Annotated in this window: 12 protein-coding genes, 1 tRNA gene and 1 pseudogene; 9 read left to right on the top strand and 5 right to left on the bottom strand. The window is 62.8% G+C overall.

The features are described 5' to 3' along the window. Nucleotides 1-182 precede the first annotated feature (182 nt). Nucleotides 183-1,070, top strand: a complete 888-nt coding sequence (locus tag HK436_RS02415; protein WP_173187056.1) for an amidohydrolase family protein — start codon at nucleotides 183-185, stop codon at nucleotides 1,068-1,070. Nucleotides 1,071-1,145: 75 nt separating this feature from the next. Here the strand turns inward: HK436_RS02415 and HK436_RS02410 are convergent, their stop codons facing one another. The 4 genes from HK436_RS02410 to HK436_RS02395 form a co-directional block, all read right to left on the bottom strand. Further along, a complete protein-coding gene (locus HK436_RS02410) occupies nucleotides 1,146-1,991 on the bottom strand; it encodes a fumarylacetoacetate hydrolase family protein (protein WP_173187054.1) in 846 nt (281 codons plus the stop codon). Between the two features lie 91 nt (nucleotides 1,992-2,082). Next, on the bottom strand, nucleotides 2,083-3,402 hold the full coding sequence (locus tag HK436_RS02405) for an aspartate aminotransferase family protein (RefSeq protein ID WP_173187052.1): 1,320 nt from the start codon (nucleotides 3,400-3,402) through the stop codon (nucleotides 2,083-2,085). Nucleotides 3,403-3,549: 147 nt separating this feature from the next. After that, the gene (locus HK436_RS02400) at nucleotides 3,550-4,479 is read right to left on the bottom strand and encodes a 2-hydroxyacid dehydrogenase (protein ID WP_173187050.1); all 930 of its coding nucleotides are present in this window, start codon (nucleotides 4,477-4,479) and stop codon (nucleotides 3,550-3,552) included. Nucleotides 4,480-4,519: 40 nt separating this feature from the next. Continuing rightward, nucleotides 4,520-5,674, bottom strand: a complete 1,155-nt coding sequence (locus tag HK436_RS02395) for a mandelate racemase/muconate lactonizing enzyme family protein (RefSeq protein WP_173187048.1) — start codon at nucleotides 5,672-5,674, stop codon at nucleotides 4,520-4,522. An 83-nt stretch (nucleotides 5,675-5,757) separates the two neighbouring features. On the opposite strand from HK436_RS02395, the gene HK436_RS02390 reads away from it, so the two are divergent. The 6 genes and pseudogenes from HK436_RS02390 to HK436_RS02365 all read left to right on the top strand — a co-directional run bounded on the left by HK436_RS02390 (nucleotide 5,758) and on the right by HK436_RS02365 (nucleotide 12,746). Then, entirely contained in the window at nucleotides 5,758-6,810 is a 1,053-nt protein-coding gene (locus tag HK436_RS02390; protein WP_173187046.1) for a LacI family DNA-binding transcriptional regulator, read from the top strand. A 222-nt stretch (nucleotides 6,811-7,032) separates the two neighbouring features. Continuing rightward, nucleotides 7,033-7,896 (top strand): amidohydrolase family protein, encoded by an 864-nt coding sequence (locus HK436_RS02385; RefSeq protein WP_244648461.1) that lies wholly within the window; start codon nucleotides 7,033-7,035, stop codon nucleotides 7,894-7,896. A 43-nt stretch (nucleotides 7,897-7,939) separates the two neighbouring features. Next, nucleotides 7,940-8,911 (top strand): Bug family tripartite tricarboxylate transporter substrate binding protein, encoded by a 972-nt coding sequence (locus HK436_RS02380; protein ID WP_173187044.1) that lies wholly within the window; start codon nucleotides 7,940-7,942, stop codon nucleotides 8,909-8,911. A 55-nt stretch (nucleotides 8,912-8,966) separates the two neighbouring features. Beyond that, a complete protein-coding gene (locus HK436_RS02375) occupies nucleotides 8,967-9,458 on the top strand; it encodes a tripartite tricarboxylate transporter TctB family protein (protein WP_173187042.1) in 492 nt (163 codons plus the stop codon). Continuing rightward, a complete protein-coding gene (locus HK436_RS02370) occupies nucleotides 9,449-10,948 on the top strand; it encodes a tripartite tricarboxylate transporter permease (RefSeq protein ID WP_173187040.1) in 1,500 nt (499 codons plus the stop codon). Before HK436_RS02375 ends, HK436_RS02370 begins: the two co-directional genes overlap by 10 nt. A 96-nt stretch (nucleotides 10,949-11,044) precedes the next feature. Continuing rightward, nucleotides 11,045-12,746 (top strand): annotated as a pseudogene (locus tag HK436_RS02365) (IlvD/Edd family dehydratase). 315 nt (nucleotides 12,747-13,061) lie between these two features. Here HK436_RS02365 and HK436_RS02360 read toward each other — a convergent pair. Continuing rightward, a tRNA-Thr gene (locus HK436_RS02360) sits at nucleotides 13,062-13,136 on the bottom strand. Between the two features lie 532 nt (nucleotides 13,137-13,668). Between HK436_RS02360 and murA the strand changes: the two genes are divergently transcribed. Both murA and HK436_RS02350 read left to right on the top strand, forming a co-directional pair. Beyond that, entirely contained in the window at nucleotides 13,669-14,958 is a 1,290-nt protein-coding gene (gene murA, locus HK436_RS02355) for a UDP-N-acetylglucosamine 1-carboxyvinyltransferase (protein ID WP_173187038.1), read from the top strand. 146 nt (nucleotides 14,959-15,104) lie between these two features. Then, nucleotides 15,105-15,542 (top strand): DUF2948 family protein, encoded by a 438-nt coding sequence (locus HK436_RS02350; protein ID WP_173187036.1) that lies wholly within the window; start codon nucleotides 15,105-15,107, stop codon nucleotides 15,540-15,542. Nucleotides 15,543-15,548: the final 6 nt, after the last annotated feature.

The following is a 15,548-nucleotide window of genomic DNA, read 5'->3' as shown; positions in this document are numbered from 1 at the left end:
GTTCGCTAATTTGCTATAACGTTAAAGCATTGCGGAACTGAGCTTTGTTGCGAAGCGGTATTGTGCTGGATACGAGCAGGTCGAGATGAGCTTAGAAATTTCCGGACACCCTTGGTCCTCGGCATCGAGTGGCCCCGGGCGGATTGCTTGAAATCGCCATACCAATCACCGAAGGACCAGGCATGATCATCGATATCCATACCCATACACCGCAATACCGAGGCGAGGTTCCGGCCGACAAGCGCACGGTTAACAAGAGCTGGCGGCCCGATACCGACCGAAATTCCAACTTCTCATGGGCCGAGTATCGCGAATCGCAGTCGACGGTGGACAAGTCGATCGTGTTCGGGATCGCTTGGGAACCGGGCGAGAGGGTTGGGGGCAGCAACGGTCCGCGTGACCATGGAGACGTCGCCGACAAGGCCAACGATTTCACGGCCCGGTTCGTGCATGCCTATCCGGATGAGCTCATTGGCTTCATGTGCGTGCATCCTTACGATGTAGAGGCCATGGACGAGATGGAGCGCAGCCGCGTCGATCTCGGCTTGCGAGGCGTCAAGCTCGGCGCCAACTATCAGGCCTACGACCCGCTCGACCGTCGCGCGCTTGCCGTCTATCAGTACGCCGAGCGCCATGGCTTGCCGATCCTGTTCCACACAGGCACCTCGGCGGTGAAATCCGCGCCGATCCCGGCAGCGCATCCCCTGACCATCGATGAGATTGCCAGCCGCTACCCGGAACTCAGGATCGTCATGGCGCATATGGGCCATCCGTGGACGGCCGATGCGACCGTCGTCGTGCGCAAGCATGCGAACGTCTATACGGATATTTCCGGCCTCTTCTATCGGCCGTTCACCCACTACGAAGCGCTTATCCGCGCAACTGAATGGAACATTCTCGACAAGGTGCTTTTCGGCTCGGACTACCCAGTGACCACGCCGGCTGAGACCATGGCCGGCCTGCGCGGCGTCAACGACATCGTGGAAGGAACGCGCATGCCGCGTGTGCCGCTCGACAAGATCGAAGAGATCATTCATCGCGACAGCCTTGCCCTTCTCGGTATCGACTGATTGCGCAGCGCAGATGGTAAAATGAAAAAGGGCCCGGAAAGACCGGGCCCTTTTTCATTCTTGGGAGGTGCTGCCTCAGCCGTCCGCGCGGAATGTCTGCTTCTGGGTTCCGAGGCCCTCGATGCCGAGTTCGACGACATCGCCGTCCTTGAGGTAGCGCGGCGGCTTCATGCCCATGCCGACGCCGGGCGGCGTGCCGGTCGAGATGATGTCGCCGGGAAGCAGCGACATGAACTGCGACAGGTAGGACACCAGATGCGCGACGCCATAGACCATCGTCTTCGTCGAGCCGTCCTGCATCGTCTCGCCGTTCACCTTCAGCCACATGCCGAGGTTCTGCGGATCTGCCACCGCGTCGCGCGTCACCAGCCAGGGCCCGATTGGGCCGAACGTGTCGCAACTCTTGCCTTTCGTCCACTGACCCTGCCGCTCCTGCTGGAAGGCGCGCTCGGACACGTCATGCGCCACGCAGTAGCCGGCCACATAGTCCATCGCCTCGGCTTCCGTCACGTATTTCGCGGGCTTGCCGATCACCACGCCGAGCTCCACCTCCCAGTCGGTCTTTTCCGATCCGCGCGGGATGAGCACGTCGTCGTCGGGGCCGACGATCGCCGAGGTCGCCTTCATGAAGATCACCGGCTCGGGCGGCACCGCCATGCCGGATTCGGCGGCATGGTCGGCATAGTTGAGGCCGATGCAGATGAACTTGCCGACGCCGGCAACGCAGGGTCCGATGCGCGGATTGCCGGCAACGAGCGGCAGGCTCTTGGGATCGGTCTGCAACAGCGCCTTCAGCGCATCGGGATGCAGATGCTCGCCCGCCACGTCGGCGATCACGCCGGAAAGATCGCGGATCGCCCCATCGGCGTCCAGAAGAGCGGGCTTTTCGGCGCCCGCTTCACCGTAGCGAAGCAGCTTCATAGGTTGTTCCTTGAGTAGGGTGGCTGTCGTCTTTGTCGCCAAGGCCCTCATGCCGCGCCCACAGGACGCGGCATGCAAAGGCGCGCTGCTGTCAGTTCAGCGTCGAGACGACCTTTTCGGCAAGCTCGATCGTTCGGTCGATGTCAGCGTCGGTGTGGGCCAGCGAGATGCTGCCCTGCTTCGTGATCACCGGGAACTGGAAAACGCCTTCCTCGATCAGCGCGCGACGGAAAGCGATGTCCCGCTCGCCGTCATGGTTCAGCACCACGTCGCGCCAGTTAACCGGTGCGTGATCCATGAAATATACCGCGAAGGCGGAACCCTGACGGACGATCGTGGTTGCGTAGTTGCGGGTCGAAAAGACCTGCTTGAGCCCTGCTTCGAGCCGCGCGCCGAGACGCTCTAGTTCGCCATACACTTCCTTCTCGCGCGTCTTGAGCCGGGTGAGGCAGGCTTTGGCAGCAGCGACGTTGACGGGATGGCCGTTATAGGTGCCGGCGACCGAGACGCGCTTTGCCGGCGAGGGGTCGCTGCACAGCTTCATGATCTCGCGCTTGCCGCCGACAACGCCCATCGGATAGCCGTTGGCGACGGCCTTGCCGAAGGTGCACAAGTCCGGTGTCACGCCCGAAAGCGACTGATAGCCGCCAAGGGCGTGGCGGAAGCCGGTCTTCACCTCGTCGAAGATCAGCACGGTGCCATATTTGTCGCACAGCGCGCGTAGCCCTTCGAGATAGCCCGGCAGTGGCTTGACGATGCCGATGTTCTGCAGGATCGGCTCGAGGATGATCGCGGCGACGTCCCCCTTGGCGAGCACGCGCTCGGCCGCTTCGAGGTCGTTGTATTCGATCGCGCGTACAACCTGGTCGATGACCTTCGGCACACCCGCCGTCGTGACGCTGAGCGGATATTCCTCGCCCGGCTTGTGAGGCTCCACGAAGGCAGCCGGGTCCATCAGGTTGTAGCTGACATAGTCGAAGCAGCCATTGTAGCCACCCTGCATGACCACGACGACGTCACGGCCCGTATAGGCGCGCGCCAGGCGCAGTGCGTAACCGACCGCTTCAGATCCGGTGCTGGTAAGCTGGAGCTGTTCGATGCCGGGGACCGCTTCGGCAATCAGCTCGGCGATCTCGGCTTCCCACGGCATGGTGCCGGCGCCGATCAGCGACGCCCCGGAGCGGATAGCCTCGATGACGGCTTCATCCACTTCCGTGTCGCCATGCCCGAATAGATACGGCGCGAAGCCGGCATGATAGTCGATATATTCCTTGCCGTCGGCATCGTAGAGGTAAGCGCCGTTGGCGCGTACGAACAGCTTCGATGGATTGATCGCGCGGTTCAGCGACATCGTGCCGCCCGCGATGTACTGGCGCTGCCGCTCTACGGTGTCCTGCAGGTTCTGTGACATATCCTCGTCTTTCAGATTGTGGGTCGCGGCCGTTTCCTTGACCGCAAGCCAGCGGCCGATAGCAGCCCCAACCCGGTGTTGCTGAGCGAAAATGAGATAGATTTAACGTTAAGTCAACGACAGAAACGGTTCCAATCGACAGATTCCTTATACGACCTGGCTGAGAAGCGGCTTGCCGCCAAAGTGGGCGATGAGATTGGCAACGACCAATGCGCCCATGGCGTCTCGGGCTTCCTTGGTCGCCGATCCCTGATGCGGCGACAGAACAACGTTTTCGAGGCTCCGCAGAGTCTCGGGCACTTCAGGTTCGGCATCGAAAACGTCGAGGGCCGCGCCACCGAGCCTTCCGGTCGCAAGAAGGTCTATGAGCGCATCCTGATCGACGACGGAGCCGCGGGCGACGTTGACGAACATGCCCTGGGGCCCAAGGGCCTCCAGCACCTTGCGGCTGACCAGGCGTTCCGTGCCCGATCCTCCCGGCGTGACGGCGACCAGCCAGTCGACATCCTTCGCCATTTCCGCCAGATCGCCATAGAAGACGTAGGGCTGGCGCGGCTGGCGCGACCGCCCGTGATAGACGACACGCATCTTCATGGCCTGCGCGCGGTTCGCGATTTCCCTGCCGATGCGGCCGAGCCCTACGATGCCAAGCGTGTAGCCGCCGATCTCCCGGTAGATAGGCAAATTCCCGGCCGGCCAGCGGCCGTCGCGAACGTAGCGGTCCGCCATTGGCAGGTGGCGGGCAAGCGAGAGCATCAGGCCGATCGTGAGTTCAGCCACCGCATCGCTTAGAACGTCCGGCGTGTTCGTCACCCGGATATTGCGAGCCTGCGCGGTCGGCAGGTCGATCGAATCGTAGCCGACACCAAAATTGGCGATGATTTCGAGCGCGGAAAGCCGATCCATGAGCGCCTTCGGAACGCCGATACCGGCGATTGCCCTGACCAGCCCGCCGACTTCGTCGATGAGGCGGTGCGGCTCGGAAGCCGCATGCAGCTTGTGGACGGTGAAGCGCTCGGCCAGCACGTTCTCCGTGCGTTCGGGCATCGGGTATGTTTGCAGAATATGAATGCTCATGGTGTTCCTGTCCTGTCGGGAAGGCGGGTCGGGATGGGCGTCACGGCCAAAACGTGCTGCCTTCGACGAAGGCGTAGCGGGCAAGAAGTTCGTCGGTCAGCTTGACGCCGAGCCCGGGTTCCGTCGGGGCCGCGAACTTGCCGTCGACGAGCTGGAACGGCGTTTGAGCGAGTTCCTCCACCAGCGGCAGACCATGGGTCGGATATTCGAGATAGCGGGCGTGGGGGTCTGCGAAGGCGAGGCTGTAGTTTGCCGCCAGGCAGGGTGCCATGCCCCATGAGTGATAGATGACGCGCACGCCATGCGCGCGGGCGACGGCGGCGATGTCCATGCATTCCTTGATCCCTCCGGAATGGGTGGGGTCGGGCTGAACCCAGTCCAGCGCGCCATGCTCGAAAAAGGGCAGGAATTCGTGCACGCCGACGGCTGTCTCGCCGGCCGCCACCGGGACCGGCGAATGCTGCCGAACGAAGGCGCATCCTTCATAGTCGCGATTGCCGACCGGGTCCTCGAACCACGTGATATCGAACTTTTCGATGGCTGCGATGTGGGCCAGTGCTTCCTTGGCGCTGAAGGGGCGAGGATTGTGTCCCATCACCGCGTCGACCATGAGCTCGACGTCTGGCCCCAGCACGTCCCGGCAAAGGCGCACTTTCTCGACGTCTTCGGCCACCGACCTGCCGATGCGGATCTTCACCGCGCGGAACCCACGTTCGAGATAGCTTTCCATCTCGGCGACGAGCTGTTCGCGCGGCGCGTCGTTGCCACCGCTCGCATAGACGGTGATGGCGTCATGGGCCTTGCCGCCGAGAAGCTGGTACAGCGGAACGCCAAGCGCTTGTGCCTTGATGTCCCATAGGGCGACTTCGATCGAGCCGGCGACCATCAGGGGCAGGCCGGCCTTGCCCCATGCGAGGGACTTGGTGCGCAGCCGGTGAAAAAGTGCGGTAGCTTGTGTGGCATCCTCACCGATGAGCAGCGGCGCGTAATTGTCCACCAGCGCGCGTGTTGCCAGCGGCGCGCTCAGCCCCGGATAATAGGCTTCGCCGAACCCGCGCAGGCCGCTCGCGGTCGTCACCTCGATGAGGGCCGTGTTCCAGTAGCGCATGTTGCCGCCGGCCCAGCGAATCGCCATTCGGCTGATGTCCTGGGTAAGCAGATGGCACTGCACGTTTGTGATCGTCGTGTCGTTCATGGGTTGCGTTCCTGTTCGTTGGCGGAAACAAAGAGGTTGCGGCTGCGCGAAAGGGCGCGGGCGCGCTCGAAAGGATCGAAGACTTGAAGACGCCGAAGAAACCCGCCGCGGACCGGACCGTGACGATCAAGGACGTCGCGCGAGAGGCCGGCGTGTCTGCGATGTCGGTATCGAATGTGCTCAACGGTCGCGGCCGCATTTCGGAGGCGACGGCCGACCACGTTCGTGCGGTGGTCGAAAGGCTTGGCTATCGCCCTTCGGTTGCAGCAAGGCGCCTGCGACTGTCCCAGCAGTGGACGATCGGCATGCTGATCGTGGTCGAGGATCCTGATTTCCTCAGTGACCCCTTTATCACCGCCCAGGTCACCGGCCTCACGAACTACCTGACGGCGCATTCCTACAGTCTCATCCTGCGAGGCATCAAACCGTCGGATTTCCGTACGACGGGCCTGTTTCAGGACATCGAGGCGGATGGAATGGTCGCGATCCTGTCTGGCGAGCAGGAGCAGCGCGAATGGTTCATCCAGGAGCTTTCCACGCTGCGGGTTCCCGTCGTGCTGATGCAGGAGCAGCGCCTTCCCGACGAGGCCGATTGCGCGATCATTCGTCAGGACGATTTCGGCGGCGGGCGGCAGGTCGGCGAGCATATCCTGGCGACCGGCGCGAGGAATTGCTGGGTGCTTCTTCCGCAGGTCGAATGGGCCGCCATGCGCGCCCGCATGGCAGGCGCAGACAGCGCATTCGCCGAAGCGGGCGCATCGGAACTCAAGATCATCCGCTGCGGCGATGAGAGTTTTGAGGTGAGCTACGACGCGACGCTCCAGGCGTTGCGGCAGGGCCCGCCGCCGGATGCCATCATCGGTGGCAACGATCAGATGGCCATCGCGGCGATGAAGGCGTGTCTCGATGCGGGCTTCAGGATTCCTGAGCAGGTGCAGATCACCGGCTTCAACGCCTTTGAAATCTGGCGCTATGTCGACCCCGTGCTGACGACCGTCCGGTCGGCAGCCCATGCCTTGGGTGAGCGGGCCGCGGAAGAGCTGATTGCCCGTTTTAAGTCGGGCCAGTTCCGACAGCGCGAGATCGTTCTGCCGGTGGAATTCCAGCCGGGCAACTCGACGCGCTCTCCCTCCTGACATCGATGCCCCCTCGCGACTTTGCAGATTTCGCGCACGACGCGTTTGACAACCTGAAAGATCGGTGTATCGTTAAATCAAAAGGGGAGCAAGACGTTGCCGGCGGTTGAACCGGTGGGTGGGAGTAGCAGGCCAGAGGCCGGCGCGAACTCCCGGATGATCCTTGCGAACACTTGGAAAGATGCCGTGAGAGAACGGTAGACGGCGTTGAACGGAGCCTGGATGATGATTGTCGACTGCCACGTGAACATCTTCAACGCAGACCAGTTTTCTCCGCCCGATGTCGATCTTAGCGGCGGCGCGCGTCCGGGCGGTGTGGCGATGGCGGCAGACGCGGATACGCTCTATTCGGCAATGAGCGAAGTGGACAAGGCGATCATCTTTTCCCTTCGCTATAAGGATTCGGTCGGCGTCGACGGCAATGACGAGGTCACCGCCGAGGCCGTGGCCAAATATCCAGACAAGTTCGTCGGCTTTGCCTGCGTCGATCCGCGTCGTCCCGACTATATGGAACTGCTCGAGCATGCGATCGGTACGCTGAAACTGAAGGGCGTCAAGTTCGGCCCGATCTACAACAGCGTCCCGCTCGACGATCCGCGTCTGGATCCGGTCTATGCCTATTGCCAGAAGAACGACGTCCCTCTGACCATGCATATGGGCACGACCTTCGCGCGCGACACGCTGCTCGATGCCGGCCGGCCGCTGCACGTGGACGCCGTGGCGCAGCGCTATCCTGATCTCAAGATGATCATGGCGCATATGGGCCACCCGTGGATGGACGAGTGCATCGTCGTCGCCCGCAAGAGGCCCAACGTCTACACCGAGGTTTCGGCGCTGTGTTACCGCCCCTGGCAGTTCTACCAGGCTTTGGTCTCGGCCCAGGAATATCTGATCACCGACCGCAACAAGATCTTCTGGGGAACGGATTTTCCGTTCGCGCAGGTCGGTGAATCGATCGAGGGTCTGCGAAACATCAATCGCCTTGTCGAGGGTACTCCGTTGCCGAAGGTCTCGCAGGAGACGATCGACGCGATCCTCCACTCAAATCCCTTCGACCACTGGTGGCATAGCCCACTGTCGGTCTGAAGGTTTCTCGCTTGCATTCGAAAATTCAATGGGAGATTGTCAAATGAAGAAAGTTCTCAGCTTCATGACGGCTGGCGTCATGGCTGCCGGCATGGCGTTGTCCACGGCGGCGGCAAGCGATTGGCCGAACCGTCCGGTCACGCTCATCGTTGCCGCCGGCGCGGGTGGGGGCACGGACGCGACAGCGCGTTGGCTCGCGTCGGGTCTGGAACAGAAGTTCGGTCAGCCTTTCAATGTGGTGAACCGCGCTGAAGGTGGCGGCATCGCCGGCATCACCGAACTCGCCAATGCCGACCCGGATGGCTACACCATCGGCATCCTGTTCAACTACGCGCCTTTCCGCCTGCTTGGCATGGGCAGCCTGTCGGCGGAGTCCTACACACCGATCGCACAGTACAATTTCGACTATGCCGCGGTCCATGTGAAGGCCGACATCCCCATCCAGTCGCTCGCCGAAGTGCTCGAAAAGCTGAAGGCCGATCCGAATTCCATCACCATCGGTTGCGGCGCCGTCTGCCCCAGCAGCTGGAGCAGCGCTCTTTCCAAGGTGCTGATCGACAACGGCATAGACATCAAGGTTCTTCGCTGGGTGCCGAGCGCCGGCGCTGCCGCGGGTCTCCAGGAACTCGTCGCCGGTGGCGTCGACATCCTCACTGCATCGCTGCCGGAAGCCGCCGCGCTCATCGACGCCGGCGAGGTCCGCCCGCTGGCCGTGCTTGCGCCTGACCGCCTCGACGCCTTCCCGGATGTTGAAACCGCCGGTGAGCAGATTCCGGATGCCGCCCCCGGCGGCGTGTTCCGCGCCCTCGTTGGTCCTGCCGGCCTGCCGGAAGATATCGTGGTTCAGCTCGAGGCGGCCATGAAGGAAATTTACGAAAGCGAGGATTTCCAGCAGAAGATGTCCAACGCCGGTTTCGGTCTTCGGTTTGCCGATCGCGAAGGGCTTGTCGACTGGATGGCGACGCACGAGGCGGACACCGAAACGGTGCTTCGTGCAGCCGGCGCAATCCAGTAAGCGCTGCCTGAGGCACGCACGGAAGGCATAGCAGGAGGCGGCGGAGACAGGTGCCATGAAACTATCCGACATCCTTATGGGGCCAATCATCGTCGGGATAGGCATTGTCGCCCTCATCGCCGCCTCGATGCAGCCGAAGCCGTTCTTCGGCACCGGTTACGGAGGAGGGCTGTTCCCCACGGTGGTCGGGTGCGGCCTCCTCCTCGCCGGGGCCCTTCTGACCCTGAACGGCTGGAAAGAACGAGCAAGCCAGCCGCTCCTGGTCATAGGCGACTGGATAAGGTCACCCCGTCACATCGCCAATGCTGCCGTCGTACTCGGCGCACTTCTCTTCTACATCCTCTTCTCGAAATCACTCGGCTTCATCCTGGCCGGTTTCGTGGTGATATTCGTTACGCTGCTCCAGTTCACCCGCGCGCCCGTTCGCTCGCTGATCGTGGCCGTGGCAACAACGCTGGTCGTGAAGATCGGCTTTCAGGACGTGCTGCTCGTGCCGCTTCCGTGGGGCATCCTCGAACCTTACGCGGGAGTCCTGACATGGAGGTGATCTACGAAGCTTTTCTGGCGCTCATGCGGCTGGATGTGCTGCTGGTCATCCTGCTGGCGTCGATCTTCGGACTTTTCGTTGGCGCCATTCCCGGCCTGACCGCCACGATGGCAGTCGCACTGCTGGTTCCCGTCACCTTCTTCATGGATCCCCTGCCGGCCATCGCCGCCATCGTCAGCGCGAGTGCCATGGCCATCTTTGCAGGCGACATCCCCTCGGCGCTTCTGCGGATCCCGGGCACGCCGTCGTCTGCCGCCTATACCGATGTTGCCTACAAGCTGACCATGGCGGGCAAGGGAGAGCTGGTCCTCGGCGCCTGCGTCGTCACCTCGGCGGTGGGCGGGCTGTTCGGCGGCGTCTTTTTGATGTTCTTCGCACCGGCCGTCGCCAAGTTCGCTCTCAATATGAGCAGCTACGAATATTTCTGGCTCGTCTGCCTTGGGCTCACGTCTGCGGCGTTCATTGCGCCCGGCAGTGCGATCAAAGGCATGATCTCCCTTTTCCTTGGCCTGCTTGTCGCCATGGTCGGCCTGTTTCCGGTGACCGGCCAGCCGCGCTTTACCTTCGGCAGCACCGCCCTCTATGGCGGGGTCGGACTTGTCGCAACGCTGATCGGCATGTTCGCGATCGCCGAAATTCTCCGCTACGCGCTATCCCGCGATCCGCTGCCTCCGATGGCGACGAACAAGATCGGCAACATCTTCAAGGGCCTGGCGCCCGAGCTGTGGCGTTATCGACGGGGGTTCGGCAGCGGCATCGTCGTCGGCACCGTTACCGGGCCGCTGCCGGGTGCAGGCGCCGACATCGCCGCGTGGATCTCCTACGCCCTGTCGCGCCGCTTCTCGATCAACCGCAAGGAGTTCGACAAGGGCAACCTCGAAGGCATCGTGGCTGCCGGCGCGGCCAACAACGCCAGCGTGTCGACCTCCTACGTGCCTGCGACGGTTCTCGGCATTCCCGGGGATTCCATGACCGCGATCGTCATCGGGGTGCTGTTCATAAAGGGGCTGACCCCCGGACCCGCGATCTTCCAGAACCAGCCGACACTCATCTACGGCATCTTCCTGTCCTTTATCCTGGCAAACCTGCTGATGATCCCGCTTGGCTATGCCGCCATCAAGCTGTCGCGCTACATCCTCGATGTTCCGCGTGCCTATCTCATGCCGATCATCCTGCTCTTCTGCGTCGTGGGCGCGTTCGCCATGGACAACACGCTGAGCGCGGTCGTCACGATGCTCGTCTTCGGCGTTATCGGCTGGTTCATGGAAGAGAACGGCTTTCCGATCGCGCCCGCTCTTCTCGGCGTGGTGCTGGGTCGGATGCTGGAGGAAACGTTCCTGACCTCGATGATCAAGGCCCAGGGCGACTTCCTGCAATTCTTCTCGCGCCCCATTTCGGCAACGCTCGGTGTGATTACCATCCTTATCTGGTTGTCGCCGCTGGTTATGCTGCTCCTGAAACGGGCGGGGCGGCGTCGGGCCGAGGCCTGACAGGCGCGGAGCCAAGGCAAACCGTCGAATCTATAGCCAGGCGCCGCCCTGGAAGGAGGCACTGTGTCCCGCAAGAAGGCAGACGAGCAAAAGCGCATGCGCAGCGCCGAGTGGTTCGGGCGCGAAGGCAAATACGGCTTCATCCCGCGAAGCTGGATGCGCAGCCAGGGCTTCGGACCGGAATTGTTCGACGGCAGGCCGGTCGTCGGCATCTGCAATACCTGGTCTGAGCTGAATCCGTGCAACCGGCATCTGCGGGAGCTCGCCGAGCATGTGAAGCGCGGCGTCCTCCTGGCAGGGGGCTACCCGCTCGAGTTCCCGGTAATGAGCCTCGGCGAGCCGCTGATGCGGCCGACGACCATGATGTTCCGCAACCTGGTGAGCATGGATGTCGAGGAGACGATCCGCGCCAACCCGATAGATGGCGTCGTGCTGCTTGCCGGTTGCGACAAGACCACGCCCGCGCTGCTCATGGGTGCTGCAAGCTGCGACATCCCGAGCATCCTGGTTTCCGGCGGCCCAATGCTCAATGGTCGTTTCCGGGGGCGTGATCTCGGCTCCGGCACCGACGTCTTCCGCTTCGACGAGGAATATCGCTCCGGCCGGCTCAGCAAGGAAGACTACGAGGAAGCCGAAGCCGCGATGAGCCGTTCGGCCGGATCGTGCATGACGATGGGGACCGCCTCGACGATGGCTTCGCTGGCCGAGGCGTTGGGGATAGCCTTGCCGATGAACGGAGCGATCCCCGCCGTCGACAGCCGGCGCAGGCACCTGGCGGAGGAAGCCGGTCACCACATCGTTTCACTCGTGCGTGGTGGCATGTCCATCTCCCGTGTCCTGACCCGTGCTGCGTTCGAAAACGCGATCGTGGTCAACGGCGCCATCGGCGGTTCCACCAACGCCGTCGTCCATCTGCTGGCGCTGGCCGGCCGCCTTGGCGTGCCGCTGTCATTGGATGACTGGGACAGGCTTGGCGCGGGCGTGCCGTGCCTTGTAGACCTGAAACCCTCCGGGCGTTTCCTGATGGAGGACTTCTTCGATGCCGGCGGCGTTCCGCGGTGATGAAGCGTATCGAGGATCTGCTGCATCTGGATGCCCCCACCGTCGAGGGCGGCACACTGCGGGCACGCTTGACGAAGGCCGACTGCTACAACGACGAGGTGATCCGCATCCGTGACAACCCGGTCTCTTCTCAGGGAGGCATCGTCGTGCTGCGTGGCAATCTCGCGCCCGAAGGCGCGGTCATTAAACCGTCAGCGGCCTCGCCGGAATTGATGTCGCATCGCGGCAAGGCCATCGTTTTCGAGAACGTGGAGGACTATCGCGCCCGCATAGACGATCCGGACCTGCCGGTCGATGAAAGCTCGGTCCTGGTCCTCAAATGTGCCGGCCCCGTCGGCTACCCGGGCATGCCCGAAGTCGGCAACCTCGCCTTGCCGACAAAGCTCGTCCGGCGCGGGATCGCCGACATGGTGCGCATTTCGGATGGGCGCATGAGCGGCACCGCCTATGGTACGGTTGTTCTGCATGTTTCCCCGGATCGGCGGTAGGGGGACCGCTCGCACTCGTCCGCACGGGTGACGAAATCGTTCTGGACGTATCAGGTAACCGGCTGGAGCTTCTGGTCGACCCAGACGAATTATTGCGTCGCCGCACCGAACTCGAACTGCCGGACGCGCATTTCGAACGCGGCTATGGGCAGATGTTCACAAGATCGGTTCAGCAGGCACATCTCGGCGTCGATTTCGATTTCCTGGTGGGAACGACGAAGCTTGAGAAAAGCAAGGAGTCTTTCTGAAGGCTGCCGGTCGTGCAAACCATTGCAGGCATGGCAGGATCGATAATGTTCCGGGGTCTATCGGTCGTGAGGCCAGATTGATCAGTGTCCGCAGAAGCTGCGCTTCCAATGGTGTGGGTCACGACAAAGGCGCGATGGGCTCTTGCCTGCGCCGACCGGGTGACGTGCTGCAAGAGATGAGCGGACGCGAAATCATCGTCTACTTCGATTGAAGAACGTTGCATCGTGCAGCGCGCGATACACCATTGCTTGCAGCGTCTTCACGGGAGAATGCACTTGCAGGCCAATTTCTGCAAATATTTCAATCAGATAGAATGGTGCTGCGAGAGAGGATTGAACTCTCGACCTCTCCCTTACCAAGGGAGTGCTCTACCACTGAGCTACCGCAGCAGGCCTTGAATGCGGCGGACTTCTGCCACAAGCGTCGGCTAAGCGCAAGCGCGGATCGGTGCATTCTTGAGCGCGTTTCGCATTGGGTGCCGCACCGGCGACCGATCCTGCAAATCGGGCGGCTTGAGCGCGGGCGCGCCTGTGCTGTAGGCTGCGCCGCCAGATGAACACAATTTGCTTTTAGCCGGGGTATTCCCGATTGAACCCGCCACGCGTGCCCTCACCGACCGATTCCGGGTCTAAACAGACCGAAGAGCAGGACAGGAAGGCCGCGCGGCTTGCCCAGAAGCTGCGGGCAAACCTTCAAAGGCGAAAGGCGCAGGCGCGATCGAGACGGGAAGGCGGGGCCGATTCGCGCCCCGAAGGATTGTTGAAGGGGAAGGGGACGACAGCGAATGAGCCGGCTTGCCGGGTGCCGCTTCGCAATTGCTTCCCCCACGATCCTGTTGAATCAGACCGCCCGCCGCGCTAGACGGGCCGGCCTCGGACCATTGGACGCAAGCATGCCGGCAGGCCGGCGAGGGGACCACGCATGGATCGTATCAGGATAGTCGGCGGCAAGGAACTGAACGGGTCGATCCCGATCTCCGGCGCCAAGAACGCCGCCCTCCCGCTGATGATCGCATCGCTCCTGACCGACGAGACGCTCAGCCTCGAAAACGTGCCGCATCTGGCCGATGTCGAGCAGCTCACGCGCATCCTCGGCAATCACGGTGTCGACTATTCGGTCAACGGCCGCCGCGAGGCGCAGAATTCGACCTATGCCCGCACCGTGAACTTCACCGCCCGCAATATCGTCGACACCGTGGCGCCCTATGAGCTGGTGTCGAAGATGCGCGCGTCATTCTGGGTCATCGGTCCGCTGCTGGCGCGCATGGGCGAGGCCCGCGTCTCGCTGCCGGGCGGCTGTGCCATCGGCACGAGGCCCGTCGACCTCTTCATCGACGGTCTGCGAGCGCTGGGTGCGGAGATTGAGATCGAGCAAGGCTACGTCCATGCCAGCGCGCCCAAGGGCCTGATCGGCGACCGTTATGTATTCCCCAAAGTCTCAGTCGGCGCGACCCATGTGCTGATGATGGCGGCGTCTCTCGCGCGCGGCCAGACGGTTCTGGAGAACGCTGCCCGCGAGCCGGAGATCGTCAATCTGGCCGAATGCCTGAACGCGATGGGCGCGCGCATCTCCGGCGCCGGCACTTCGACTATCGTGATCGACGGCGTCACCTCGCTGTCGGGCGCGACGCACCAGGTTATCCCCGACCGCATCGAGACCGGCACCTACGCCATGGCGGTCGCCATGACGGGTGGCGATGTTGTGCTGGAAGGCGCGCGCGCCGACCTTCTGGAAGACGCGCTCGACGCCGTTTCGCGCGCCGGGGCCGAAATCACGCCGCTCAACTCCGGTATCCGCGTCCGCCGAAACGGTGCCGGCATCCTGCCGGTCGATGTCACGACCGAACCTTTCCCCGGCTTCCCGACCGACCTGCAGGCCCAGTTCATGGGCTTGATGACGCGCGCGGCAGGCCGCTCGCGCATCACCGAGACCATTTTCGAGAACCGCTTCATGCATGTGCAGGAGCTCGCGCGTCTCGGCGCAAAGATCACGCTGTCGGGGCAGACGGCCATCGTCGACGGGGTGCCGCAGCTCAAGGGCGCACCGGTGATGGCGACCGACCTGCGCGCCTCGGTTTCGCTCGTGATTGCCGGGCTTGCCGCCGAGGGCGAGACCGTCGTCAACCGCGTCTATCATCTCGACCGCGGCTTCGAGCGGCTGGAAGAGAAACTCTCCGGTTGCGGCGCGACGATCGAGCGCCTGTCTTCATAGGACCCCAAGGCATTAGGGCCGTGGGGAAACGGGTGGTTGTTTCCCTACTGCCTTACTCCCCTATTCCCTCTCATCCTGTTGCGCCGCACATCAAGACGGCCTAACACCGGAACTGAACCGTTCCGGCCCTCGCGGATTGCGTATCGATGTCACAACTGAAGCTTGTCGCGCTCGACGAACAGGATCTACAGGTCATCTCTGCCCACACGCAGGATGCCGTGATGAAGGTCGCCGACCTGTCCTACCTTGCCGCGGAGAAGCGTTTCGTGGCCGCGATCAACCGCTTCGCCTGGGAAGCAAAGAAGGGGTTCTTCTCACGCCACAACGAACGACGGCGCAGTGCGCTGCATTTCGAGAGCGTTCGCGGCGTCAAGCTGACGGGCATCGATCGCAGCAAGGCGGACGATGTGCTGTCGCTGCTGGCGATCCGCTTCGAACCGGGCGCAGAGGCGCCGGCCGGTTCGATCGAACTCACCTTCTCCGGCGGTGCGGCTATCCGGCTGGAGGTGGACTACATCGAAGCGCGCCTTGCCGATCTTGGCGCCGCATGGGAAACACCGTCCCGCCCCGTCCATACGGGTTGAGGGAGC

The organism is Neoaquamicrobium sediminum, from assembly GCF_013240295.1.
GTDB classification, from domain to species: Bacteria; Pseudomonadota; Alphaproteobacteria; order Rhizobiales; family Rhizobiaceae; genus Aerobium; species Aerobium sediminum.
This window is presented reverse-complemented; position numbering and strand designations above follow the sequence as displayed.

Bases quoted from the DNA above. Each gene is read 5' to 3' on its own strand.
- murA (WP_173187038.1), top strand. From the start codon at position 13,669: ATGGATCGTATCAGGATAGTCGGCGGCAAGGAACTGAACGGGTCGATC.
- HK436_RS02395 (WP_173187048.1), bottom strand. From the start codon at position 5,674: ATGAACGACACGACGATCACAAACGTGCAGTGCCATCTGCTTACCCAG.
- HK436_RS02375 (WP_173187042.1), top strand. From the start codon at position 8,967: ATGAAACTATCCGACATCCTTATGGGGCCAATCATCGTCGGGATAGGC.
- HK436_RS02400 (WP_173187050.1), bottom strand. From the start codon at position 4,479: ATGAGCATTCATATTCTGCAAACATACCCGATGCCCGAACGCACGGAG.
- HK436_RS02410 (WP_173187054.1), bottom strand. From the start codon at position 1,991: ATGAAGCTGCTTCGCTACGGTGAAGCGGGCGCCGAAAAGCCCGCTCTT.
- HK436_RS02415 (WP_173187056.1), top strand. From the start codon at position 183: ATGATCATCGATATCCATACCCATACACCGCAATACCGAGGCGAGGTT.
- HK436_RS02405 (WP_173187052.1), bottom strand. From the start codon at position 3,402: ATGTCACAGAACCTGCAGGACACCGTAGAGCGGCAGCGCCAGTACATC.
- HK436_RS02380 (WP_173187044.1), top strand. From the start codon at position 7,940: ATGAAGAAAGTTCTCAGCTTCATGACGGCTGGCGTCATGGCTGCCGGC.
- HK436_RS02370 (WP_173187040.1), top strand. From the start codon at position 9,449: ATGGAGGTGATCTACGAAGCTTTTCTGGCGCTCATGCGGCTGGATGTG.
- HK436_RS02350 (WP_173187036.1), top strand. From the start codon at position 15,105: ATGTCACAACTGAAGCTTGTCGCGCTCGACGAACAGGATCTACAGGTC.
- HK436_RS02385 (WP_244648461.1), top strand. From the start codon at position 7,033: ATGATGATTGTCGACTGCCACGTGAACATCTTCAACGCAGACCAGTTT.